This window comes from Paracholeplasma manati, from assembly GCF_025742995.1.
Taxonomy (GTDB): Bacteria; Bacillota_I; Bacilli_A; order Acholeplasmatales; family UBA5453; genus Paracholeplasma; species Paracholeplasma manati.
On sequence record NZ_JAOVQM010000002.1, the window covers coordinates 1 to 22219 of the forward strand.

Sequence of the window (22219 nt, forward strand, 5' to 3'; positions counted from 1 at the left end):
TCTAGTTTTGAGAGATGTCTGGTGACGATGGCGAAGTGGACACACCTGTTCCCATCCCGAACACAGAAGTTAAGCACTTCAGCGCCGAAAATAGTACAATGTGCGAAGATAGGACGTTGCCAGGCAATTCTCAACCCCATAAGGGGGATTAGCTCAGTTGGGAGAGCATCTGCCTTACAAGCAGAGGGTCGGCGGTTCGAGCCCGTCATCCCCCACCATAAACTTACTTACTTGAAATCTATGCAAGTGATCTAAGCCGAAATAGCTCAACTGGTAGAGCACCTGACTTGTAATCAGGGGGTTGCGGGTTCAAGTCCTGTTTTCGGCACCATTTGCAAAGTTGTCCCGTTAGCTCAGTCGGTAGAGCACTTGACTTTTAATCAAGGGGTCAGAAGTTCGAGCCTTCTACGGGACACCATTCTTAAGTTTACCAACAACAAATGCCTGGATGGTGAAATAGGTAGACACGTGGGACTTAAAATCCCATGGACGATGAGTCCGTGTCGGTTCAAGTCCGACTCTAGGTACCAACTCAATTTTATTAAAGTGGGGCTTTAGCTCAGCTGGGAGAGCGCCTGTTTTGCACGCAGGAGGTCGACGGTTCGATCCCGTTAAGCTCCACCATTTTAATTATTAGAGTGTAGAAATACACTTTTCGTATATAGTAACATCATAACTTTGGTTTACCCAACACAGGACATGGCGGTGTAGCTCAGCTGGTTTAGAGCGTACGGCTCATACCCGTAAGGTCGAGGGTTCAAGTCCCCCCGCCGCTACCAATTTGGACCCGTAGCTCAGTTGGTTAGAGCCACCGGCTCATAACCGGTTGGTCGTAGGTTCGAGTCCTACCGGGTCCACCAAACCCTGTTTTAAAAAATTTAATCCAATCAATAATTGGCAAGGAGAAATACCCAAGTCCGGCTGAAGGGATCGGTCTTGAAAACCGACAGGCTGTAAAAGGCGCGGGGGTTCGAATCCCTCTTTCTCCGCCATTATTAAATATCGCGGGATAGAGCAGTCTGGTAGCTCGTCGGGCTCATAACCCGGAGGTCGTTGGTTCAAATCCTTCTCCCGCAACCAATTTGGTCCGGTGGTGTAGTGGTTAACATGCCAGTCTGTCACACTGGAGATCGCGGGTTCAATTCCCGTCCGGACCGCCATTATTTGGCTTGGCTCTGTAGCTCAGTAGGTAGAGCAACGGACTGAAAATCCGTGTGTCGGCGGTTCAACTCCGCCCGGAGCCACCACTTAACACACCTCAGCATAGCTGTTTACATAAATACCATTTCGATGGTTTTTTTATTTTATGGGGGAGAATTATCGAAAATGATGTTTTTAAGATACATTTTCAAGTAATTTTGTTATAATCAATTTGGTCGTATATCTAGAGTTTTTACTGATTATTTAGCAATAAAGACTTATTTCTTATTTATAACGTATATGTATTGACATAAACCATAGTTATGTTATGATATTGACATGAGTAGTTTGAATATCAAAACAATAAGGAGAAATTTATGTCAAAAATTGGTATTATGGTTTGTGGGAACTCTGGTGTGGATTATCTTAAGTTGAGTTACCCTGTTAAAGTGATCCATTCTACATTAAACTTAGGTGGTAAAGAATATGAAGATTTCGTAGATATTACAGCAGATGATTTTTATGCAACGGTTGTCAACAACCCTGACATCGCTATTTCTACGTCTCAAACCCCAACAGGAAAAATCGCAGAAGTGTATGAATCATTTATTGAAGAAGGCTACACCGATGTCATCGCGATTACGATTTCATCCAAACTTTCAGGTACATACCAAGGTGCAGTGTTAGCAGCGTCGATGGTGGATGGTATCAACGTACATGTCGTTGACTCTAGAAGTGTATCCCAAGGTGAAGTGTATTTAGTACAAGAAGCGATTGATTTAATCAGCGCTGGTAAATCTGCAAAAGAAATCGCAGAAAGATTAGAAGTTTTAAGAAGTAGCATCAAGATTTATGTATTGGTAGATACTTTAAAGTATCTTGTTAAGAATGGTCGTTTGTCAGCCACTTCAGGGTTCTTAGGCACATTATTAAAGATTAAACCTTTATTACATGTCCTTCCAGAAGGTACTTTGGTACCCCTTGAAAAGATTCGTACAACGTCCAAAGCGAGAGAAAGATTGTTGGAAATTCTTGTTGGAGATATCCAAGGCAAGAAAGTAGACATCTTTATCGCTTATACCAATAACAAATCGGATGCAGAAGTCATTAAAAACTTGATTTTAGAACAACGTTCCGATGTTAAAGTCGAATTGGTGCCACTCACACCAGTCGTCGGTGCCCATGCTGGCCCAGGTACTTTAGGTGTCGGTTATATAGTGAGGTAAGTAGATGAGTCGTGCAAAAGATGTAATAAATGAATTGTTAGTCGAAGTGTTTAACCACATATTATCGATTGAAGGACAAACGCTCAGAGAACGTGGTGTAAAACTATCCATGAGTGAAGTCCATGTATTAGAAGCAATCAAAAATTCACCAACCAAAACCATGGGTGATGTTGCGAAAAGACTTAGAATTACGCTAGGTACTTTAACCACGTCCATCGATGTTTTGGTCAGAAAAAAATATGTGACGAGAAACCGTGCGAAGGATGACAAACGAAAAGTGTTATTACAGCTTACAGATTCAGCCCTCGAAACTTTACATATTCATGATGGATTCCATGATGAAATGATTGAATCGGTCATGGCGGATTTAGAGTTAGAAAAAGACGAAGCTTTGGTCAAATCTCTAGAAAACATCAGCAACTATTTTAAATCCAAATATTAATCGTGAAGAATACCCTTTCTCGGGTATTCTTTTTTTCGTCTTAATGACTTTACAAAGCCTTCATGTTATAATGAATTTGAACAAAAATCATAGAAATATAGGTGATCATATGAAATATGTATTTGGCGTTGATGTCGGTGGCACATCGGTAAAAATTGGCTTTTTAAATCAAGATGGTAATCTCTTAGAATCCTGGAGTATTCCGACCGATTTACGTAATCATGGCGGTAATATTTTAAGTGATGTTGCTGACAGTATTCGTAAATTTGTAGAACTCAAATCCTTAAACGATGACGATATTTTGGGCTTCGGTTTTGGTTTACCCGGACCTGTCGTCAACAATGTCGCAATCAAATGTGTTAACCTTGGTTGGGAAAATGTCGCAGTGGATGAAGCATTCATTCGTGCGTATGGTAAAAATGTGCTGGTTCAAGCCGGTAATGACGCAACCGTCGCTGCTGCAGGTGAATATTGGCAACAAAAAATCGATGGTGACATCGTATTTATTACCTTAGGTACAGGTGTGGGTGGCGGTATCATCGCCCATGGTAAAGTCATCGATGGTGCGCATGGTGCTGGTGGTGAAATCGGCCACATCCGTGCAGAACACAATGAACCACAACTTTGTACTTGTGGGCTTTATGGGTGTTTAGAAACAGAAGTTGCTATCCGTGGCATCAACGCGAGAGCACGTAAACTCATTTTAGAAAAGAACCTCAAAACCACATTGGTCGATGATGAGACCTTATCTCCAAAGCGTATCTTTAATGCAGCAAAAGAAGGCGATACTTTGGCTCTGGCTGTGGTGGATAAAGTAGGTCAATACTTAGGGCAAACCTGTGCAACCTTAGCAGCAACCACAGATCCGAAAGCCTTTTTCATCGGTGGTGGGATTGCGAATGCGGGACAAATCCTGATTGACGCCATCAAAAAACACTATGTAAACTATGCCTTTTCGGCACTTCGTAATATGCAGTTTGAATTAGCAACTTTAGGTAATGATGCAGGCATGTTCGGTGCCGCGTATCTGATCATTGCAGGCTTAAACAAATGATCCGTTCGGTTTTATCCGCTGGCATTGGTTATGGCAAAGCATTTACCATTGAAAAATCTGTTACAGATAACAACAAAGCCAGCGATGCGTTGATCGAAATACAGCACTTTATCGAAACCAAACGGGCTGTATATGACACACTTGAACGCCTCAAAACACAACAAAGCAGTGATGAAATCATTGGATTTCAACAAGCTATATTGTTAGATCAACTGCTTGAAAATGAGGTCAAGCAAAAAATCCGAACAAAACATTTGGCTGCTAAAGAAGCATTTAAATCAGCGATACAAAATTACATCGATACCCTTTCACAAGTAGAGGATCCCTATCTTAAAGAAAGGATCCACGATGTCGCGGATTTGAGTGAACGCTTGTATCTAGCTTTAGATCAAAAAGTAAAACAACGTATTTTAGAACCCATCATCCTAGTAGTAGAGGTCCTATACCCCTCTTATTTGTTTGAATATGAACCATATATTCACGGCATTTTAGTCAAAGAGGGCAGCGGATTATCCCATGGGGTTATTCTTGCAAAAGAACGTAACATTCCCGTGATGGTGGTGAATGATGTCGCGATTGATGCTAACCAGTATATATTCATGGATGGTTATCACTCGAAATTGATACTAAATCCATCTAAAAAAGAGGTCGAAGGTTGGTTAAAGTCACAAGCAGATGCCAACAATGATCTTAAGCAAACCCACCATCCAAAACGTTTATACTTGAATGTATCTGGTGAAACACTCATCGATCCCCGCTATGTGGAAGCATCCGACGGGATCGGCTTATATCGATCAGAATTCCTCTACTTTCAGAAGAATGCATTTCCGAGTGTAGATAAACAAGTAGAAGTTTATGGCCAATTTTTGAAACAATTTTACCCAAAACCAGTCATCATACGCACTTATGATTTTGGGGATGATAAGAATCCTTTAAACTTAGGTCCACTTCAACGTGGTGTATCGGATTATTTCATCACCTATGAAAAACCATTTGTGGAACAATTATCGGCTTTACTCGTTTTAAATGAGTCATACGATAACCTTAAAATCATGATTCCAATGGTGAAAGGTAAAGCGGATTTATTAGCTGTGACGTCGCTTTTAGAAAAACTCCATCACAAATTTGGGTTTTCTAGACCACTACCGCCTGTGGGAGTCATGATTGAAACGGAAGAAGCTTTCATGCATTTATCCGACTTTACACAAGCAGCCTTCCTGTCTATCGGTTCTAACGATTTGGGTAAAAGTTTATTTCAAATCGACCGCAGTTCAGTGATGGACGAGTTAACCTATGCAAAAATGATGGTAAAAGCCATTGAGGAAATCGATCAATTTGCAAAACACCATCAAATCCCATGTACCGTTTGTGGGGATATTGCCAGTAGACCTGTGGCATTGGCGATGATGCTAGAAAAAAATATCCACGCTTACAGTATTCCGATGCCATTTTTAAAAGAAGCGAAACAAATTATTAAGCAATCCAAAACCAGAATATGACACCCAAAATAGCGATTATTTCAAAATAATGTGCAAAAAGGGTTGCATATTCTTTTTGTTTATCATATAATAGATACGCTTACGCACAAGCAAAAGGCTGTGAAATGGAAGGTTGTCGGCACACGGATAGCCGTTGTCTATGTGAAGGGTTTTTCCATGGAGCAAGTCTATGACAAGATTATAGGCGAAAGGAGACATTTTAAAAATGGCAAAAGAAGTTATCAAAATTCGTTTAAAGGCATATGATCACAGACTAATTGATCAATCCGCGAAGAAGATTATCGAAAGCGTAACCAAGACTGGTGCAAAGGTACATGGTCCAATTCCACTACCAACTGAAAAAGAAATTTTCACCATTCTACGTTCCCCACACGTCAACAAAGATTCACGTGAACAATTCGAACGTCGTACTCACAAGAGATTAATCGAAATCTTGGATCCAAATGCACAAACAATTGAAGCTTTAATGCATATCGACTTACCTTCTGGTGTTGATATCGTGTTAAAGAAGTAAGTAGTAAAACAAACAAAGACTAAAAAGGAGAAAGAAACATGGCCAAAGGAATCTTAGGTAGAAAATTAGGTATGACCCAAATCTGGAATGCAGATGGTCAACTAGTCCCTGTAACTGTGATCGATGTTGCTCAAAACGTAGTGCTTCAACAAAAAACTGTTGAAACTGACGGATACGTTGCGACCCAAATCGGTTTCGAAGACAAAAGGGAAAAATTAAGCAACAAGCCAGAACAAGGGCACGTCGCAAAAGCTAACACAGCACCTAAGCGCTTCATTAAAGAAATTCGCTTTAACGAAACGCTTAACGAATTAGCGGATTTAGCGGTTGGGACTGTCGTTTCTGGAAATATTTTCAAAGCAGGCGAATTGATCGACGTTACTGGTACTTCAAAAGGTAAAGGTTTCGCCGGTGTTATCAAACGCCACAATCAAAGCAGAGGACCAATGGGACACGGCTCGATGTATCACCGTTCACCAGGTTCGATGGGTGCCATCAAAGGCAACATGAAAGGTAAAAATCTACCAGGGCATATGGGTGCTGAACAAGTTACAGTTCAAAACTTAGCTGTCGTAGCATTTGACGCCGAAAGAGAAGTACTACTTGTTAGCGGTAGCGTACCTGGACCAAACAATGGTTTAGTCGTCGTTAGAACTGCCATCAAGAGTATTAAGTAAGGAGGAACCAAGATGCCTAAATTACAAGTATTAAATCAACAAGGTTCAAAAGTAACTGACCTTACATTAAATGATTATGTATTCGGTATTGCCCCACATAACCAAGCATTATATGACGTTGTTAACGCTCAAAGAGCAGCAATGCGTCAAGGGACTCACGATACTAAAACACGTGCTGAAGTTTCCGGTGGTGGTAAAAAACCTTGGAAACAAAAAGGTACTGGTAGAGCTCGTCAAGGGTCTACAAGAAGCCCACAATGGAGACATGGTGGTATCGTATTCGGTCCTACACCTAGAAGCTACGATGTTAAAGTAAACAGAAAAGTTGCTCAACTTGCAATGCGTTCTGCATTATCTTATCATCAAGCAAATAACTCTTTAGTCGTTGTTGACGCATTAGCCGTTGAACAAGCTAAGACCAAAGAATTCGCAGCATTATTAAGCAAGTTAAACATTACTGAAAAAGTATTGATCGTTGACACAGTATTCGCAGACAGTGTGTTCTTAGCAGCACGCAACCTACCGAATGTTATGCTAGTTCAAGCTTCTCACGCGAGTGTTTATGACTTATTAAACTGCAAACAATTATTATTAACTCAAAATGCAGTTCAATACTTCGAGGAGGTGCTTGCATAATGACTAAATATTACGACATTATCAAAGCTCCAATCATCACTGAACAATCTTCTAAGTTGATTGAATCCCAAAACGCTTATACTTTCGAAGTCGATCGTAAAGCAAACAAAGTGGAAATCAAAAAAGCTGTAGAAGCTATCTTCAATGTGACAGTAGTCAGAGTCAACACCGTAAACGTATTACCTAAGTTCAAGAGAATGGGCAAATACGAAGGTTACAAACAAGCATACAAAAAAGCAATCGTAAAACTAGCTGAAGGTCAAAAGATTGACCAATTCACAGTTTAAGATTAGTGAAATGTTAAAGGAGAATTAACTATGGCGGTTAAAGTTTATAAGCCGACGTCCGCTGGACGCCGCAACATGAGCGTTTTAACGTTCGAAGAAATCACAACATCCACTCCTGAAAAATCACTACTCGAGCCAATTCACAAAAATGGTGGACGTAATAACTCAGGTAAGATTACTGTTCGTCATCAAGGTGGCGGCGCTAAGCGCAAATATCGTGTAATTGATTTCAAGAGAAACAAAGATGGTATCGTAGGTAAGGTTGCAACAATCGAATACGATCCAAACAGAAGTGCAAATATCGCTTTGATCAACTATGTAGATGGTGAAAAGCGTTATATCATCGCGCCAAAAGGCTTAGAAGTTGGTATGTCCATCGAATCCGGTGAACATGCAGACATCAAGACTGGTAACGCATTGCCTATTTTCAATATCCCAGTAGGTACTGTCATTCATAACATTGAATTACACCCTGGTAAAGGTGGACAATTGGTCCGTTCCGCTGGTACTTCCGCACAAATCTTAGGTAGAGAAGAACGCTATGTCCTTGTTCGCTTAAGCTCTGGCGAAGTGAGAAAGATTTTAGGTACTTGCCGCGCAACCGTTGGTGAAGTTGGTAACGAAACTTACGAACTTGTCAGAATTGGTAAGGCAGGCCGTACTAGACACATGGGTATCCGCCCAACTGTCCGTGGTGCTGTTATGAACCCGAACGATCACCCACACGGTGGTGGTGAAGGTAAGAACCCAGTCGGTAGAAAATCACCAATGACACCTTGGGGTAAACCTGGTCGCGGTATTAAGACAAGAGATTCTAAGAAGGCATCGAACGATTTAATCGTAAGACGTCGTACAAAGTAGGAGGGTAAACATGGCACGTTCAATTAAAAAAGGTCCTTTTTGTGACGATTACCTATTAAATAAGGTAAGAACAGCTAAAAAGGCAAAAGATAACAAAGTAATCCAAACTTGGTCAAGACGTTCAACCGTATTCCCTGACTTTGTAGGATTAACGATTGCAGTATATAACGGTAGAGAACATGTACCTGTATACATCACAGAAGACATGGTTGGTCACAAACTAGGTGAATTCTCACCTACACGTACTTTCCGTGGACACGGCGCTGACAAGAAAGCAGCTAAGAAATAATGACGGAGGTTAATATGGAATCTAGAGCTATGGCAAATACGGTGCGTATTGCACCAAGAAAAGCAAGACTAGTGATTGATCTCATCAAGGGTTTAGAAATCAAAGAAGCACAAGCTATTTTGAAATATACCCCTAAAGCTGCCGCTCCAATTATTTTAAAGGTGCTTAACAGTGCAGTCGCAAACGCAGATCATAACTACAACATGGATGTAAACAACTTATACATCAAAGAGGCGTTCGTCAATGAAGGCGTACGCATGAAGAGAATGATGCCTAATTCCAAAGGACAAGGCAACATTATCGTTAAAAAGACGAGCCACATCACAATCGTTGTGGCAGAAAGAGTTTAGGAGGATATACGATGGGTCAAAAAGTTAGTCCAGTCGGCTTACGCATGGGGATTACCCGTAATTGGGATGCGAAATGGTATGCAGAAAAAAATCAAGTTCCGGCTCTTTTAAAAGAAGATATTGAAATCAGAAAGTATTTAAAAGACACTTTCAAAAAGGCTTCCGTTTCTCAAATCGAAATCGAACGTCTTAAAGGTAAAGCTAAAGATAGAGTGAAAGTCACTTTATACACCGCTAAACCTGGCGTTGTCATCGGTAGAGATGCAGAATCCAAAAACAAAGCAGTTAAAACACTTGAACACATGACTAAAAAGGAAATCATCCTTAACGTCGTTGAAGTCAAACGTTCAGAACTCAATGCAGAACTCGTTGCGCAAAGCATTGCTGAACAATTAGAAAACCGTGCATCTTTCCGCCGTGTGCAAAAGATGGCTATGCAAAGAGCATTAAAAGCGGGTGCTAAAGGGGTTAAGACACTTGTGTCTGGACGTCTTGGCGGTGCTGAAATCGCTCGTAGCGAAGGCTATTCAGAAGGCCGCGTGCCTCTACACACTTTACGTGCTGACATCGATTATGCAACTGCAGAAGCGACCACCACTTATGGTAAGTTAGGCGTTAAAGTATGGATTTTCAAAGGCGAAGTTCTACCTGGTCAAAAAGTTAGATCTGAAGCTGCACCAAGAAGAGACAAGCGCAGTAAAGGAGGCAAGTAATTATGTTAATGCCAAAAAGAACTAAATTCCGCCGTCCTCATCGCGTAAGTTATGAAGGAAAGGCAAAAGGTAATCTTGAATTACAACACGGCAACTGGGGTTTACAAGCTACTGAAGGTGCTTGGATTACAAACCGTCAAATCGAAGCTGCCCGTATTGCAATCACAAGACATATGAAACGTACAGGTAATGTATGGATCAACATTTTCCCTCATTTAGCAAAAACTAAAAAACCACTAGAAGTACGTATGGGTTCCGGTAAAGGTGCACCAGATTCATGGGTTGCTGTTGTTAAGACTGGCAAAATCATGTTCGAAGTTGCAGGTGTTTCTGACGAAATCGCTCATGAAGCATTAAGACTTGCTTCCCATAAACTTCCGGTTTCCACAAAGATTATTCGTAAGGTAGGTGACCAATAATATGAAAGCGACTGAAATTCGTAAAATCAGCACAGCTGACTTAAACAAACGCATCAACGAATTAAAAATTGAATTATTCAACTTACGTTTTCAACTAGCTGTTGGTCAATTAGAAAATACCGCACGCATAAGACAAGTTAGAAAATTAATTGCACAAATGAAGACAATCATTAGTGAACGTAGCGAATAAAGGAGGATACTATGGAAAGAAACAATAGAAAAGTGTTCACAGGAACTGTGGTATCAACCAAAATGCAAAAAACGATCACAGTGGTAGTTGACACATACAAAAAACACAGCTTATACGGGAAACGTGTTAAAGTTTCCAAAAAATATCATGCACACGACGAAAACAATCTTGCGAAAGTTGGCGATGTAGTAACCATTATGGAAACTAGACCACTTTCCGCTACTAAACGTTTTAGATTAGTAGAAGTTGTTACGAAGGCAGAATAAGGAGGGACTATCATGATTCAACAAGAAACTAGATTAAACGTCGCTGATAATAGCGGCGCACGTGAAGTCTTAGTCATTAAAGTTTTAGGTGGTACCCGCCGTCGTTATGCTAACATCGGCGATGTGGTTGTCGTTGCAGTTAAAAAAGCAACGCCAGGCGGCATCGTTAAAAAAGGTGACGTAGCAAAAGCGGTTATCGTCAGAACCGTGTCTGGCTTAAGACGCGCAGATGGCTCATACATCAAATTTGATGACAATGCAGCTGTCATTATTAAAGAAGATTTAAACCCACGTGGAACCCGTATTTTCGGACCTGTGGCAAGAGAGCTTAGAGATAAGAACTTCATGAAGATCGTATCCCTTGCTCCAGAAGTATTATAAGGAGGACATCATGAACATTAAAGCTGGAGATACCGTTGTTGTTATTGCTGGTAAAGACAAGTTCTCTAAGGACAAAAAAGGCAATAAAGTCAAAACAACTGGTAAAGTATTAAAAGCAATTCCTAGCGAAGACCGTGTCATCGTTGAAGGCGTCAATAAAGTTAAAAAACACCAAAGACCAACCCAACAAAACGAAAAAGGTCAAATCTTGGAAGTTGAAGCACCAATCCATGTATCTAACGTGATGATTCTCGATCCAAAGAAGAATGTTCCAACTCGCGTTGGTTACAAAATCGTAGACGGTAAGAAAGTCCGTTATGCGAAAAAATCAGGCGCAAGCCTTGATAAATAAGAAGGAGTTTGACTATGAGTAGATTAAGAGAAAAATACGATAACCTCACCAAACCCGAATTAATGAAAGCATTCAACTACACTTCCGTCATGCAAGTACCAAAGATCGAAAAGATCGTTATTAACATGGGTATCGGCGATGCAGTAGCAAACCCTAAAGCACTCGACGATGCAGTAGAAGAATTAACCGTAATCACTGGTCAAAAACCAGTTGTAACCAAAGCAAGAAAATCCATTGCGAACTTCAAATTACGTGAAGGTATGCCAATCGGTTGCAAAGTTACATTACGTGGCGAAAGAATGTACTATTTCTTGGATAAATTAGTTTCTGTTTCTCTTCCACGTGTAAGAGACTTCCGCGGTATCTCTAAAGATGCATTCGACGGTCGTGGTAACTACACACTAGGAATCAAAGAACAACTCATTTTCCCTGAAATCAATTTCGATAAAGTGAAGAAAGTACGTGGCATGGACATTGTCATCGTAACAACGGCGCAATCTGACGAAGAAGGTAAAGCATTACTAACTTCCCTTGGATTACCGTTCAAGAAATAAGGAGAATAAACATGGCTAAAAAATCTATGATTGCGAAGCAACAACGCGTGGCTAAGTTTTCAACACAAGCTTACACAAGATGCACACGTTGTGGCCGTCCGCACGCAGTATACCAAAAATTTGGAATTTGCCGTATTTGTTTTCGCGAATTAGCCTATAAAGGCGAACTACCTGGCGTTAAAAAAGCTAGCTGGTAAGAAGGAGGAAATAATATGGTTATGACTGATCCAATCGCGGATTTACTAACTCGTATCCGCAACGCGAATTCAATGCGTCATGAAACGGTAGAAATCCCTGCATCCAGACTTAAAGCAGACATTCTAAATGTCTTGAAACAAGAAGGTTTCATTGTAGATTATGTATCTAAAAATGAAGCAGTAGGTTCTACACTCGTAGTAACATTGAAATACGCCGCTAATAACGAACGCGTTATTAAAGGTTTAAAGAGGATATCGAAACCGGGCTTACGTGTTTACGCACAAGCTAGCCAATTACCTAAAGTTCTTAACGGACTTGGTATTGCGATTATTTCGACATCAAAAGGCATTCTTACTGATAGAGAAGCCAGAAAACAACAAATCGGTGGCGAAGTGCTCGCCTACGTTTGGTAATAGGGAGGATAACATATGTCACGTATAGGTAATAAAGTGATTATTGTTCCTGCTGGCGTTACCGTCACTGTAGGAGAAGGGAACTTAGTCACAGTCAAAGGGCCAAAAGGCACTTTATCATTTCAATTTTCTGATCGCGTAAGCATCGAACAAGAAAATAATCAAATCACAATTAAGAGAGAATCTGATATCAATAACGACCGTAAATTACACGGTACCACAAGAGCCGTTCTTGCGAACATGGTCACAGGTGTTTCAACAGGATTTACTAGATCCTTAGAAATCATCGGTGTCGGTTACAGAGCGTCTATTGAAGGTAAGACTTTGGTCATCAACGCTGGTTATTCACATTTAGTTGAATTAGCCATCCCTGAAGGTGTCACCGTCGCTTTACCTAAAAATACAGAAGTTATTTTATCAGGTGCAGACAAGCAAGTCATTGGTGAATTTGCAGCAAACATTCGCGCTATTCGTAAACCAGAACCTTACAAAGGTAAAGGTATTCGTTACAAAGGTGAAAATGTTCGTCGCAAAGAAGGCAAGACTGCTAAGAAGTAGGAGGGCATATATATGATCAGTAAACAATCAAGCAATGTAACACGCCAAAAGAGACATTTACGTATTCGTCAAACTCTTTCTGGTACCGCAGCAAGACCTCGTTTAAGTGTATATCGCTCTAATACAGCCTTCTATGCACAACTAATTGACGACGTTAACCAAACCACTTTATTCGCAGCAAGAAGCCAAGAACTAAACTTAAAAGGTTCTAGCATCGCGACTGCGTCAGCGGTTGGTAAATTGATCGCAGAACGCGCTATCGCAGGCGGCGTTACTGAGGTCGTATTCGACAGAAGTGGTTATTTATACCACGGACGTGTAAAGGCATTGGCCGAAGCAGCTAGAGCAGCTGGATTGAAATTCTAAGGAGGGTAATCATGCGTAAAGTTAGAGAAAAAGAAGTCGAATTATTCGAAGACCGCGTGGTTGCTATCAACCGCGTAACTAAAGTAGTAAAAGGTGGTAGACGTTTCAGATTCGCAGCACTAGTCGTTATTGGTGACCATAATGGGACTGTTGGGTTTGGTTTAGGCAAAGCTCAAGAAGTACCAGATGCAATCAAAAAAGCGGTTGAAAATGCGAAAAAGAACTTAATTAAAGTTGCAGTTGTCAACAGTACAATCCCACACGTAGTGACCGGAGAATTCGGCGCTGGGAAAGTATTCTTAAGACCTGCTGCTGAAGGTACCGGAGTCATCGCCGGTGGTGCGATTCGTACCATTTGTGAATTGGCTGGTATCCACAATATTTTATCCAAATCTTTAGGATCCAAAGCTCCAATCAACATGGTTAGAGCAGCATTTGCTGGACTTGAATCATTGAAGACAAAAGAAGACGTTGCTGCGCTTAGAGGCGTTGCAGTAGAAAGCTTGGTGTAAGACTATGACATTAGAAATTACATTAAAGAAGTCTTTAATTGGACGCAATCCAAATCAAGTGAGAACAGCTCATGCATTGGGATTAAAGAAATTAAACCAAACTGTAGTTAAAGAATCCAACGACGCGATCGTGGGTATGGTGAAAACCATTGCTCACCTTGTGGTTGTTAAAGAAATCGCGTAAGGAGGGACACATCAATGTTAAATGAATTAAGACCAAATGCAGGCGCACGTAAGAATCGTAAAAGACTCGGACGTGGTACAGCTACCGGCCAAGGTAAAACTGCTGGTAGAGGACAAAAAGGTCAAGGCGCTAGAACCGGCGGCGGTACTCGCTTAGGGTTTGAAGGTGGACAAATTCCTTTCTTCCAACGTCTTCCAAAACGTGGATTTTCCAACGTTAACCGTAAAGATTTCGCCATTGTTAACTTAACACAACTCAATGTGTTTGAAGATGGCACAGTCGTTACACCAGAATTATTATTAGAAACTAAACTCATTGGTAAATTACAATCAGGCGTTAAAGTGTTAGCGAACGGTGCGTTAGAAAAGAAATTAACCATCAAAGCAAACCACTTCTCTAAACAAGCCCTTGTTTTAATTGAACAAGCTGGCGGAACGGCTGAGGTAATCTAACATGTACCGTATCAAAGCGATATTTTCAAACGTACAACTTTTAAAAAGAATTGGTATTACCCTAGCATTGTTATTTATCTTCCGTATCACGACTTGGATTCCAATCCCGCTCATCGATACGTCAAGCATCTCTGAGTTCATCAGCGGTAATGACTTCTTAGCCATTTTAAATAACTTTACAGGTAATGCATTAGGACGTTTTTCCATCATGGCTATGGGTATATCGCCTTACATTACGGCGTCCATCGTAGTTCAAATGCTACAAATGGATATCGTGCCTATTCTTAAAGAATGGAGCGAACAAGGCGAGACTGGTAAACAAAAGCTCAACAAACTAACCCGTATCCTCGGTTTAGTGTTGGCATTCGTTCAGTCACTTGTATTATTACTTGGTTTAGGGGTTGCAGGTAGCGAATTCTTACCAGACATCCTATCACCTTCCCCAATCTTATATATTTACATGTCCTTAGTGGTTACAGCAGGTGCTGCATTCGCAATGTACATCGCAGACTTAATCACAAGAAAGGGCATTGGGAATGGTACAAGCTTACTTATCGTAGCTGGTATCATCACCTCATTACCTTCGATGATTACCTTATTATGGGGTAAATACATCACCAATGGTAATGGTGGATGGGATATTGTCCTATTCATCGCAGTCATCTTAATTTACTTAGCAGTACTTCTTGGTGTCACTTTCCTTGAACTTGCAAAAAGAAGAATTCCAATTCAATATGCAAACCGTCAAGCGGGTCAAGGCAAAACCAACTCAGATTTACCAATTAAGTTAAATACTGCAGGCGTTATCCCGGTTATCTTCGCATCCACAATCTTAAGTATTCCACTATCTATTTCAGGTATGTTTGGGTTAAATACATCCTCTTCATTGGGTTCATGGTTGGATCAAATCTTCAACTATCAACAACCAATCGGATTTGTATTATACATCGGACTCATCGTTGTGTTCACATTCTTCTATTCTTTCTTGATGTTGAATCCAGAAACAGTAGCAGGCAACCTATCGAAGTCCAATGCCTACATCCCTGGGGTTAGACCAGGTTTGGATACACAAAATTATATTGCAAGATTGATGTTTAAAATTACCTTATTGGGTACAGTGTACTTAGTAATTCTTGCGGCTATGCCAATCGTTACATCGATTGTCTTCGGCTTCAACTCTACAGAATCACAAGCCATTGTCCTCGGGGGTACATCCTTACTCATCGTTGTAGGGGTTGCGATTGAAACCACCAATCAAGTTGAAACAGAAGCAAACGATCAAGAATACAAAGGCATATTTTAAGCCAAACAAGAGAGAGGTATGAACCATGAGACTAATCATTATGGGCCCACCGGGCGTTGGCAAAGGATCACTTGCTAGTGATCTCACAAAGCATTATCATATACCTCATATTTCAACGGGAGAAATGTTTCGCGCCGAAATCAAGAAAGGTTCTCCCGTTGGGAAACTTGTTCAAAATCAGATCAATGCAGGCAAGTTTGTCAACGATTCGTTAACCAACGACATCGTACGCATCCGCTTACAAGCCAGAGACGTTAAGGAAGGCTTCCTCATGGATGGCTACCCACGTAACTTAAAACAAGCGGAAGATTTCGATCATATTTTGATGCAATATGGTTGGACTGTCGATTATGTCATTTATTTGGACTCACCTGAAGAAGTCATCCTAGACCGTATTACCGGTCGCCGTGTTTGTCCAACCTGTGGTAGAACATACCATGTGCGTAACAACAAACCGATGGTTGAAGGGATTTGCGATAACGACCAAACCCCACTTGTTCAACGTCCAGATGATACTGTCGCAATCACCAAAGAACGTTTAGTCATTTATCATGACCAAACCCAACCGATCATTGAATATTACCGCAGTAAAGGTAACATCCTCTGTATCGATGGTAAAGGTTCGATTGAAGAAGTGTCTAGACGTGTTATTGAAGAATTAGATGGTAAAAAATGATTACATTAAAATCACAAAGAGAAATTGACATCATGCGTGAAGCTGGCCGAATGGTTGCCCTCACTCGTGAAGAAGTAAAAAAACATATCAGACCAGGCATATCAACAAAAGCACTGGATGAAATCGCGGAAAACTATATTGTGTCCTTAGGCGGCAAACCGTCGTTCAAAGGGTATCATGGCTTTCCTGGTTCTGTCTGTCTTTCGGTCAATGAAGTCGTTGTCCATGGGATTCCATCTGAAAAGATGATTCTAAAAGAAGGCGACATCGTGACGCTCGATATTGGGGTTTACTACAAAGGTTACCACGCCGATAGTGCATGGACTTACGCAGTAGGCAACATTTCAAAAGCGGACCAACAATTGTTAGATGTTACGCTTGCATCCTTGTATGAGGGGCTCAAACAAGCGATTCCTGGCAATCGAGTATCAGATATTTCCGCTGCGATTGAAGCTTATGTCAAACCGTATGGTTACGGCATTGTGGAAGAATTCACAGGCCATGGCATTGGTAAACAATTGCACGAAGATCCTTACATCCCAAACTTCGGTCAACCCGGGATGGGTGCCTTATTAAAACCAGGCATGACATTCTGTGTCGAACCCATGGTTAATATTGGGACAAAACGCGTGAAGATTTTACAAGATAACTGGACCACAGTGACCATGGACAAATCGAAAAGCGCACATTTTGAACATATGATCGCCATCACAGAGACAGGCTATCAAATATTAACCGAACTTTAAAGGAGGCTATTTATGGCAAGAGAAGATTTAATTGAAGTACAAGCAAAAGTAGTCGAAGTACTACCAAATACCAAATTTAAAGTTGAACTTGAAAATGGGCATGTAGTACTCGCACACGTATCCGGTAAAATCCGCATGAACAACATTCGCATTTTACCTGGTGATAGCGTTACAGTTGAGTTATCACCATATGATTTAACACGCGGCAGAATCACGTATCGCCGAAAGTAGGAGGAAATCAAATGAAAGTTAGAGCATCAGTAAAACCTATTTGCGACAAATGCAAGGTTGTAAAGCGCAAGGGTAGAGTAATGGTTATTTGTGAAAATCCAAAACACAAACAACGTCAAGGATAATAGGAGAATAATATGGCACGTATAGCAGGTATCGACATTCCACGCGAAAAACGCGTAGTTATTAGCTTAACTTACGTTTACGGGATTGGAAGAAGTCTATCAGAACAAATTTTAAAAGACGCTCATGTATCAGAAGATACCAGAGTCAAGAACTTAACAGAAGATGAACTAAACCGCATTCGTACTGAAGTTGCAAAATACCAAGTCGAAGGTGATTTAAGAAGAGAAATCACATTAAACATCAAACGTTTAATGGAAATTGGTTCATATCGTGGAATTCGTCATAGAAAAGGTTTACCAGTAAGAGGACAAAACACAAGAACAAATGCGCGTACTCGTAAAGGTAAAGCTAAAACTATCGCGAATAAGAAGAAATAAGGAGGGTCATCATGGCAGGTAAAAAAACAACTAAACGTCGTGTAAAGAAGAATATTCCGCTTGGAATGGCTCACATTCATACCACGTTTAATAATACAATCGTCACCATCACAGACCAAGGCGGTAACGCAATCGCTTGGAGCAGTGCAGGTGCATTAGGTTTCAAAGGTTCCCGTAAATCAACCCCATTTGCTGCACAAATGTCAGCCGAAGCAGCTGCTAAAGCCGCTATCGAACATGGTGTCATCAAAGTTGAAGTATCCGTTAAAGGCCCAGGCCCAGGTAGAGAAGCTGCGATCCGTTCGATCCAAGCAGCAGGTCTTGAAATCACTGCGATTAAAGACGTTACACCAGTACCACACAACGGATGCCGCCCACCAAAACGTCCTCGTGGATAATATCTATAACAAATAAAGGAGGTAATCATTTTGCAAGATCTTAAGTTTTCGAAACCAGAAGTAAAGGTTGAGTCTATATCAGGCGATAATACCAAAGCAATTTGCACCATCAGCCCACTCGAAAGAGGCTATGGGATTACCATTGGTAACTCACTACGTCGTGTACTTTTATCATCATTACCAGGCGCTGCGATTGTCAATGTGAAGATTGAAGGAGCTGAACACGAATTCTCTACACTCGAAGGTGTAATGGAAGACGTAATGAGTATTGTTTTGAATCTTAAAAAAGTGGTTTTATCTGTAGATTCTACAGATCCTAATTTCGAAAAAGAAATTGAAATCCACCAAAACGGTGCAGGTGTCGTTACCGCTTCAGATATTATTCATGACAGTGATATTAAGATTATTAACCCAGACCAAGTCATCGCGACTGTGGTTGAAGGTGGTAAATTATCGATGTATATGACCGTCAGACGTGGTATTGGGTATGTGGGTTCTGTGAAGAACAAGGCTTACTCGAATTCCGTCGGCGTTATCGCGATCGACTCGATCTATACACCGATCAATCGTGTTGCTTACGAAGTTGAAAAAACCCGTGTCAACAACGATGCTGATTATGACAAATTGATTATGGAAGTTGAAACCAATGGCGCTATCAAAGCTCATGAAGCTTTATCATTAGCTGCTAAGATGATGATTGATTATCTATCCGTCATCGTTGACTTGGACGCAACCACCCATGACATCAGTTTCATGTCTGAAAAAGTAAGCGAAACCAACACTCACAAGCTTGAAAAACCGATTGAAGAATTGGATTTATCCGTTCGTTCATTCAACTGCTTGAAGAGAGCTGGCATCAACACGCTCGCAGAATTAACAAAGAAGACTGAAGAAGAAATGATGCGCGTCCGTAACTTAGGACGTAAGTCTTTAAAAGAAGTAAAAGAGAAGTTAGAAGATTTAGGTTTAGGATTTGCTGCTGGTTATGCTAACGGTAGAAAACTAGACGTTGCTTCTGACGATGACAACGAATAAGGAGAACTACTATGGCAGGATATAGCAGATTAAGACGTAACAGTTCACAAAGAAGAGCACTTCTTAGAGACTTGGTTACAGACTTAATTATTTATGGACAAATTGAAACCACACAAGCTAAAGCTAAAGAACTCAGCAAACTTGCTGACAAGATGGTCACCCTTGGTAAGAAAGGCACATTAGCTGCAAGACGCCAAGCTTTAACAATCGTTAGAGACGAACTTGTCAAAGAAGGACAAACTGCAGTTCAAAAATTGTTTGGTGAAATTGCCCCTAAGTTTAAAGATCGTAACGGTGGTTACACCCGTGTGATCAAAACGTTGCCACGTCTTGGTGATTCAGCCCCAATGGCTATCATCCAATTTGTGGAATAACAAAATCAAAACATACACAGAAGTCATCGATTTCTGTGTTTTTTTGTCGTTTTCTAATATAAATTGTGAGGAATTGTGACCATAAAGTGGTATACTATTCATAAATTATTAGGAGGAAATCTCAAATGAAATTTCAAGATTACGTCTATCAAAGACCCGATGTAGATGCGATTAAACAAAAGTATGTCGCATTTACTGAAGCATTTAAAGCCGCTAAAGATGCTAACGAACAAACTGAGATCATTAAACAAGTATTTGGTCTCATCGATGAGGTCGATACCATGTATCAACTCGTTTCAATTCGTTATTCTTTAAACACCCAGGATGATTTCTATGAAGCTGAAATGAACTTCATGGATGAAGTCTCACCTGAACTTCAAAACTACGTGAATGAATTTAATAAGTTGGTGTACGCATCCCCATTTAAACCTGAACTTGTCAACGTATTTGGACAACACTATTTCAATCAACTAGAAGTCTCTCTTCAATCGTTTGATGAAAAAATTATCCCACTCTTACAAGAAGAAAACAAACTGAACAGTAAATACTCTAAAGTGGTTGCATCCGCACAAATTGAATTCGATGGCGGGGTTTATAACTTATCTCAAATGAGTCCATTTACCCAAAGTAAAGACCGTGAAACTAGACACCGTGCCCAACTCAAAATATCTGAATTTTTCGAATCAAAAGAAGCGGAACTCGACGATATTTATGATCAATTGGTCTCGGTAAGAAATCAGGCTGCACAAGCGTTAGGTTACGCCAATTTCGTCGAATTGGGTTACAAACGCTTGGGTAGAACCGATTACGGTTCGAAGGAAGTTAAGGCCTATAGAGAGCAAATTAAGCGCGATGTGGTGCCATTTGTTGAAAAGCTTGTCGCACGCAAAGCGAAGCGTTTGGGCATTCAAGATTTGAAGAGCTATGATACGATTTCATTCTTATCTGGTAATCCAACACCTAAAGGTGATTTGGATTGGCAAGTGGCTCAAGCAACCACGATGTATAAAGCATTATCCAAAGAAACCGATGAATTCTTTACCTTCATGAAAGACTCAGGATTACTTGAGTTAGACTCTAAAAAAGGTAAAGCAGGTGGCGGTTATTGTACCTTCATTCCAGGCTATAAAGCCCCGTTCATTTTCGCGAACTTTAACGGAACTTCTCACGATGTTGACGTTTTAACCCACGAAGCAGGACATGCGTTCCAAGTGTATCAATCCAGAGAGTTCATCAACCCGATGCAACGATTCCCTGGGTATGAAGCGTGTGAAATTCACTCGATGAGTATGGAATTCTTTGCGTGGCCGTGGGTACCACTATTCTTCAAAGAAGATGCACAAAAATACTATTTCTCCCACTTATCAGGCGCTATCTCATTCTTACCTTATGGGGCACTCGTAGATGAATTCCAACATGAAATCTATGAAAACCCATCGATGTCTAAAGATGAACGTAAAGCAACTTGGAGAAGACTAGAAAAACAATACATCCCTTCCAGAGATTATGACGATGACAAATTTATGGAAAAAGGGACTTACTGGTTCCGTCAAGGCCATATTTTCCAATCCCCATTCTATTACATCGATTATACCCTCGCACAAGTCTGTGCATTCCAATACTGGATCAGAGACCATAAGGACCACCAAGAAGCTTGGTCTTCCTATGTCGATTTATGTAAATTGGGCGGCTCTAAAGGGTTTGTCGCGTTGATGAAGGATGCGAAACTCGATAGCCCGTTTGAAGATGGTACCATTTTAAGAACCATTCAGCCACTTGAAGCGTTCTTAAACACCATTGATGATACAAAACTTTAAAATAATGATGCAAAACCTGGGACAAAACCCAGGTTTTTTTGTTATACTATGAATAGTATTTCGAATTTAAAATAAATACAATAGAAAGAGGCCCCTATGTCACACGATTTAAAAACCATCACTGTGCTATTTCGCGCAAAGAATAGCCTTGAAAACTTAATTAAACAAGATATCCAAAGTTATGGTTTAAATCCTTCTGAATTTGGGACATTAGAAGCGTTATATCATAAAGGGGCACTGACCGTACAACAAATCATCGATAAAGTTTTGATTGCGAACTCATCCATGACATATGTGCTAGATAATCTTGTCAAACGCGATTTAATCACTCGAACCAAAGACCCAATCGACAAACGCATCTTCAAGGTAGAACTCACCCCTAAAGGTGTAGCATTTATGGCTGACATTTATCCTCAGCATGAAAAAAATATGATGACCGTATTGAATGTCTTATCCAAAGAAGAACAAGATCAACTTCAAGCATTGTTAAAAACATTGGGATTGAATGCGAAAAACTTTAAATGCACGAAATAACAGACTTCGGTCTGTTTTATTTTTTTTCATGGATGGGAAAAATTCATCCTTCTATATATGTTATACTGT

At 40.6% G+C, this 22219-nt stretch carries 36 protein-coding genes, 11 tRNA genes and 1 rRNA gene; all 48 read left to right on the forward strand.

What is annotated here, in order from left to right; genetic code table 11:
- The first annotated feature begins 17 nt into the window (after positions 1 to 17).
- The 48 genes from rrf to N7548_RS02230 all read left to right on the forward strand — a co-directional run bounded on the left by rrf (position 18) and on the right by N7548_RS02230 (position 22150).
- Positions 18 to 125: ribosomal RNA gene (gene rrf, locus N7548_RS01995) — 5S ribosomal RNA — on the forward strand.
- Between the two features lie 17 nt (positions 126 to 142).
- Positions 143 to 218: transfer RNA gene (locus N7548_RS02000), tRNA-Val, on the forward strand.
- 37 nt (positions 219 to 255) lie between these two features.
- Positions 256 to 331, forward strand: a tRNA-Thr gene (locus N7548_RS02005).
- Positions 332 to 342: 11 nt separating this feature from the next.
- A tRNA-Lys gene (locus N7548_RS02010) sits at positions 343 to 418 on the forward strand.
- A 24-nt stretch (positions 419 to 442) separates the two neighbouring features.
- A tRNA-Leu gene (locus tag N7548_RS02015) sits at positions 443 to 530 on the forward strand.
- Positions 531 to 548: 18 nt separating this feature from the next.
- Positions 549 to 624 (forward strand) — tRNA-Ala (locus N7548_RS02020).
- Positions 625 to 701: 77 nt separating this feature from the next.
- A tRNA-Met gene (locus tag N7548_RS02025) sits at positions 702 to 779 on the forward strand.
- Positions 780 to 783: 4 nt separating this feature from the next.
- Positions 784 to 860, forward strand: a tRNA-Ile gene (locus N7548_RS02030).
- Between the two features lie 41 nt (positions 861 to 901).
- Positions 902 to 992 (forward strand) — tRNA-Ser (locus N7548_RS02035).
- A gap of 11 nt (positions 993 to 1003) precedes the next feature.
- Positions 1004 to 1080 (forward strand) — tRNA-Met (locus N7548_RS02040).
- Positions 1081 to 1084: 4 nt separating this feature from the next.
- Positions 1085 to 1160 (forward strand) — tRNA-Asp (locus N7548_RS02045).
- Between the two features lie 11 nt (positions 1161 to 1171).
- Positions 1172 to 1247, forward strand: a tRNA-Phe gene (locus N7548_RS02050).
- 270 nt (positions 1248 to 1517) lie between these two features.
- Positions 1518 to 2366: a DegV family protein gene (locus tag N7548_RS02055; RefSeq protein ID WP_263607746.1), complete on the forward strand. Its 849-nt coding sequence runs from the start codon at positions 1518 to 1520 to the stop codon at positions 2364 to 2366.
- A gap of 4 nt (positions 2367 to 2370) precedes the next feature.
- On the forward strand, positions 2371 to 2808 hold the full coding sequence (locus N7548_RS02060; RefSeq protein WP_263607747.1) for a MarR family winged helix-turn-helix transcriptional regulator: 438 nt from the start codon (positions 2371 to 2373) through the stop codon (positions 2806 to 2808).
- A 109-nt stretch (positions 2809 to 2917) separates the two neighbouring features.
- A complete protein-coding gene (locus N7548_RS02065; RefSeq protein WP_263607748.1) occupies positions 2918 to 3862 on the forward strand; it encodes an ROK family protein in 945 nt (314 codons plus the stop codon).
- On the forward strand, positions 3859 to 5361 hold the full coding sequence (locus N7548_RS02070) for a putative PEP-binding protein (protein WP_263607749.1): 1503 nt from the start codon (positions 3859 to 3861) through the stop codon (positions 5359 to 5361). The genes N7548_RS02065 and N7548_RS02070 overlap by 4 nt, the downstream gene beginning before the upstream one ends.
- A 205-nt stretch (positions 5362 to 5566) precedes the next feature.
- The gene (gene rpsJ, locus N7548_RS02075; RefSeq protein ID WP_262095451.1) at positions 5567 to 5875 is read left to right on the forward strand and encodes a 30S ribosomal protein S10; all 309 of its coding nucleotides are present in this window, start codon (positions 5567 to 5569) and stop codon (positions 5873 to 5875) included.
- Between the two features lie 38 nt (positions 5876 to 5913).
- The gene (rplC, locus tag N7548_RS02080) at positions 5914 to 6552 is read left to right on the forward strand and encodes a 50S ribosomal protein L3 (RefSeq protein ID WP_263607750.1); all 639 of its coding nucleotides are present in this window, start codon (positions 5914 to 5916) and stop codon (positions 6550 to 6552) included.
- Between the two features lie 12 nt (positions 6553 to 6564).
- Positions 6565 to 7188 carry a 50S ribosomal protein L4 gene (gene rplD, locus N7548_RS02085; RefSeq protein WP_263607751.1) on the forward strand — a complete coding sequence of 208 codons (624 nt, stop codon included), beginning with the start codon at positions 6565 to 6567 and terminating at the stop codon, positions 7186 to 7188.
- The gene (gene rplW / locus N7548_RS02090) at positions 7188 to 7475 is read left to right on the forward strand and encodes a 50S ribosomal protein L23 (RefSeq protein WP_263607752.1); all 288 of its coding nucleotides are present in this window, start codon (positions 7188 to 7190) and stop codon (positions 7473 to 7475) included. Before rplD ends, rplW begins: the two co-directional genes overlap by 1 nt.
- A gap of 30 nt (positions 7476 to 7505) precedes the next feature.
- Positions 7506 to 8336, forward strand: coding sequence for a 50S ribosomal protein L2 (rplB, locus tag N7548_RS02095; protein ID WP_263607753.1), 831 nt, complete (start codon positions 7506 to 7508; stop codon positions 8334 to 8336).
- Positions 8337 to 8346: 10 nt separating this feature from the next.
- On the forward strand, positions 8347 to 8625 hold the full coding sequence (rpsS, locus tag N7548_RS02100) for a 30S ribosomal protein S19 (RefSeq protein ID WP_262095457.1): 279 nt from the start codon (positions 8347 to 8349) through the stop codon (positions 8623 to 8625).
- A 14-nt stretch (positions 8626 to 8639) separates the two neighbouring features.
- The gene (gene rplV, locus N7548_RS02105; protein ID WP_263607754.1) at positions 8640 to 8975 is read left to right on the forward strand and encodes a 50S ribosomal protein L22; all 336 of its coding nucleotides are present in this window, start codon (positions 8640 to 8642) and stop codon (positions 8973 to 8975) included.
- A gap of 11 nt (positions 8976 to 8986) precedes the next feature.
- Complete coding sequence (gene rpsC, locus N7548_RS02110) at positions 8987 to 9688, forward strand: 30S ribosomal protein S3 (protein WP_263607755.1); 702 nt, start codon at positions 8987 to 8989, stop codon at positions 9686 to 9688.
- Positions 9689 to 9690: 2 nt separating this feature from the next.
- Positions 9691 to 10107 carry a 50S ribosomal protein L16 gene (gene rplP, locus N7548_RS02115; RefSeq protein ID WP_263607756.1) on the forward strand — a complete coding sequence of 139 codons (417 nt, stop codon included), beginning with the start codon at positions 9691 to 9693 and terminating at the stop codon, positions 10105 to 10107.
- A gap of 1 nt (position 10108) precedes the next feature.
- The gene (rpmC, locus tag N7548_RS02120) at positions 10109 to 10297 is read left to right on the forward strand and encodes a 50S ribosomal protein L29 (RefSeq protein WP_263607757.1); all 189 of its coding nucleotides are present in this window, start codon (positions 10109 to 10111) and stop codon (positions 10295 to 10297) included.
- An 11-nt stretch (positions 10298 to 10308) separates the two neighbouring features.
- Positions 10309 to 10563: a 30S ribosomal protein S17 gene (rpsQ, locus tag N7548_RS02125; RefSeq protein ID WP_262095461.1), complete on the forward strand. Its 255-nt coding sequence runs from the start codon at positions 10309 to 10311 to the stop codon at positions 10561 to 10563.
- Between the two features lie 12 nt (positions 10564 to 10575).
- The gene (gene rplN, locus N7548_RS02130; RefSeq protein WP_262095463.1) at positions 10576 to 10944 is read left to right on the forward strand and encodes a 50S ribosomal protein L14; all 369 of its coding nucleotides are present in this window, start codon (positions 10576 to 10578) and stop codon (positions 10942 to 10944) included.
- 10 nt (positions 10945 to 10954) lie between these two features.
- The gene (gene rplX / locus N7548_RS02135) at positions 10955 to 11296 is read left to right on the forward strand and encodes a 50S ribosomal protein L24 (protein WP_263607758.1); all 342 of its coding nucleotides are present in this window, start codon (positions 10955 to 10957) and stop codon (positions 11294 to 11296) included.
- 14 nt (positions 11297 to 11310) lie between these two features.
- Positions 11311 to 11850, forward strand: coding sequence for a 50S ribosomal protein L5 (gene rplE / locus N7548_RS02140; protein ID WP_263607759.1), 540 nt, complete (start codon positions 11311 to 11313; stop codon positions 11848 to 11850).
- A gap of 11 nt (positions 11851 to 11861) precedes the next feature.
- Positions 11862 to 12047, forward strand: coding sequence for a type Z 30S ribosomal protein S14 (locus N7548_RS02145; RefSeq protein WP_262095466.1), 186 nt, complete (start codon positions 11862 to 11864; stop codon positions 12045 to 12047).
- Between the two features lie 15 nt (positions 12048 to 12062).
- Entirely contained in the window at positions 12063 to 12461 is a 399-nt protein-coding gene (gene rpsH / locus N7548_RS02150; protein ID WP_263607760.1) for a 30S ribosomal protein S8, read from the forward strand.
- Positions 12462 to 12476: 15 nt separating this feature from the next.
- On the forward strand, positions 12477 to 13019 hold the full coding sequence (rplF, locus tag N7548_RS02155) for a 50S ribosomal protein L6 (protein WP_263607761.1): 543 nt from the start codon (positions 12477 to 12479) through the stop codon (positions 13017 to 13019).
- Positions 13020 to 13031: 12 nt separating this feature from the next.
- Positions 13032 to 13385: a 50S ribosomal protein L18 gene (gene rplR / locus N7548_RS02160; protein WP_263607762.1), complete on the forward strand. Its 354-nt coding sequence runs from the start codon at positions 13032 to 13034 to the stop codon at positions 13383 to 13385.
- A gap of 11 nt (positions 13386 to 13396) precedes the next feature.
- Positions 13397 to 13897 carry a 30S ribosomal protein S5 gene (gene rpsE, locus N7548_RS02165; RefSeq protein ID WP_263607763.1) on the forward strand — a complete coding sequence of 167 codons (501 nt, stop codon included), beginning with the start codon at positions 13397 to 13399 and terminating at the stop codon, positions 13895 to 13897.
- Between the two features lie 4 nt (positions 13898 to 13901).
- Entirely contained in the window at positions 13902 to 14081 is a 180-nt protein-coding gene (gene rpmD, locus N7548_RS02170; RefSeq protein WP_262095471.1) for a 50S ribosomal protein L30, read from the forward strand.
- Positions 14082 to 14095: 14 nt separating this feature from the next.
- The gene (rplO, locus tag N7548_RS02175; protein WP_263607764.1) at positions 14096 to 14533 is read left to right on the forward strand and encodes a 50S ribosomal protein L15; all 438 of its coding nucleotides are present in this window, start codon (positions 14096 to 14098) and stop codon (positions 14531 to 14533) included.
- 1 nt (position 14534) lies between these two features.
- Complete coding sequence (gene secY, locus N7548_RS02180; RefSeq protein ID WP_263607765.1) at positions 14535 to 15836, forward strand: preprotein translocase subunit SecY; 1302 nt, start codon at positions 14535 to 14537, stop codon at positions 15834 to 15836.
- A gap of 25 nt (positions 15837 to 15861) precedes the next feature.
- Positions 15862 to 16512, forward strand: a complete 651-nt coding sequence (locus N7548_RS02185; RefSeq protein WP_263607766.1) for an adenylate kinase — start codon at positions 15862 to 15864, stop codon at positions 16510 to 16512.
- A complete protein-coding gene (gene map / locus N7548_RS02190) occupies positions 16509 to 17258 on the forward strand; it encodes a type I methionyl aminopeptidase (protein ID WP_263607767.1) in 750 nt (249 codons plus the stop codon). Before N7548_RS02185 ends, map begins: the two co-directional genes overlap by 4 nt.
- 12 nt (positions 17259 to 17270) lie before the next feature.
- Positions 17271 to 17489 carry a translation initiation factor IF-1 gene (gene infA / locus N7548_RS02195; protein ID WP_262095476.1) on the forward strand — a complete coding sequence of 73 codons (219 nt, stop codon included), beginning with the start codon at positions 17271 to 17273 and terminating at the stop codon, positions 17487 to 17489.
- An 11-nt stretch (positions 17490 to 17500) separates the two neighbouring features.
- Positions 17501 to 17614, forward strand: a complete 114-nt coding sequence (gene rpmJ / locus N7548_RS02200) for a 50S ribosomal protein L36 (RefSeq protein WP_052591112.1) — start codon at positions 17501 to 17503, stop codon at positions 17612 to 17614.
- A gap of 12 nt (positions 17615 to 17626) precedes the next feature.
- Positions 17627 to 17992, forward strand: a complete 366-nt coding sequence (gene rpsM / locus N7548_RS02205; RefSeq protein WP_263607768.1) for a 30S ribosomal protein S13 — start codon at positions 17627 to 17629, stop codon at positions 17990 to 17992.
- Positions 17993 to 18003: 11 nt separating this feature from the next.
- The gene (gene rpsK / locus N7548_RS02210; protein ID WP_263607769.1) at positions 18004 to 18390 is read left to right on the forward strand and encodes a 30S ribosomal protein S11; all 387 of its coding nucleotides are present in this window, start codon (positions 18004 to 18006) and stop codon (positions 18388 to 18390) included.
- A 30-nt stretch (positions 18391 to 18420) separates the two neighbouring features.
- Positions 18421 to 19425: a DNA-directed RNA polymerase subunit alpha gene (locus tag N7548_RS02215; RefSeq protein WP_263607770.1), complete on the forward strand. Its 1005-nt coding sequence runs from the start codon at positions 18421 to 18423 to the stop codon at positions 19423 to 19425.
- An 11-nt stretch (positions 19426 to 19436) separates the two neighbouring features.
- Entirely contained in the window at positions 19437 to 19799 is a 363-nt protein-coding gene (gene rplQ / locus N7548_RS02220) for a 50S ribosomal protein L17 (RefSeq protein WP_263607771.1), read from the forward strand.
- A 125-nt stretch (positions 19800 to 19924) separates the two neighbouring features.
- The gene (locus N7548_RS02225) at positions 19925 to 21616 is read left to right on the forward strand and encodes a M3 family oligoendopeptidase (protein WP_263607772.1); all 1692 of its coding nucleotides are present in this window, start codon (positions 19925 to 19927) and stop codon (positions 21614 to 21616) included.
- Positions 21617 to 21712: 96 nt separating this feature from the next.
- Complete coding sequence (locus tag N7548_RS02230; RefSeq protein ID WP_263607773.1) at positions 21713 to 22150, forward strand: MarR family winged helix-turn-helix transcriptional regulator; 438 nt, start codon at positions 21713 to 21715, stop codon at positions 22148 to 22150.
- Positions 22151 to 22219 lie beyond the last annotated feature (69 nt).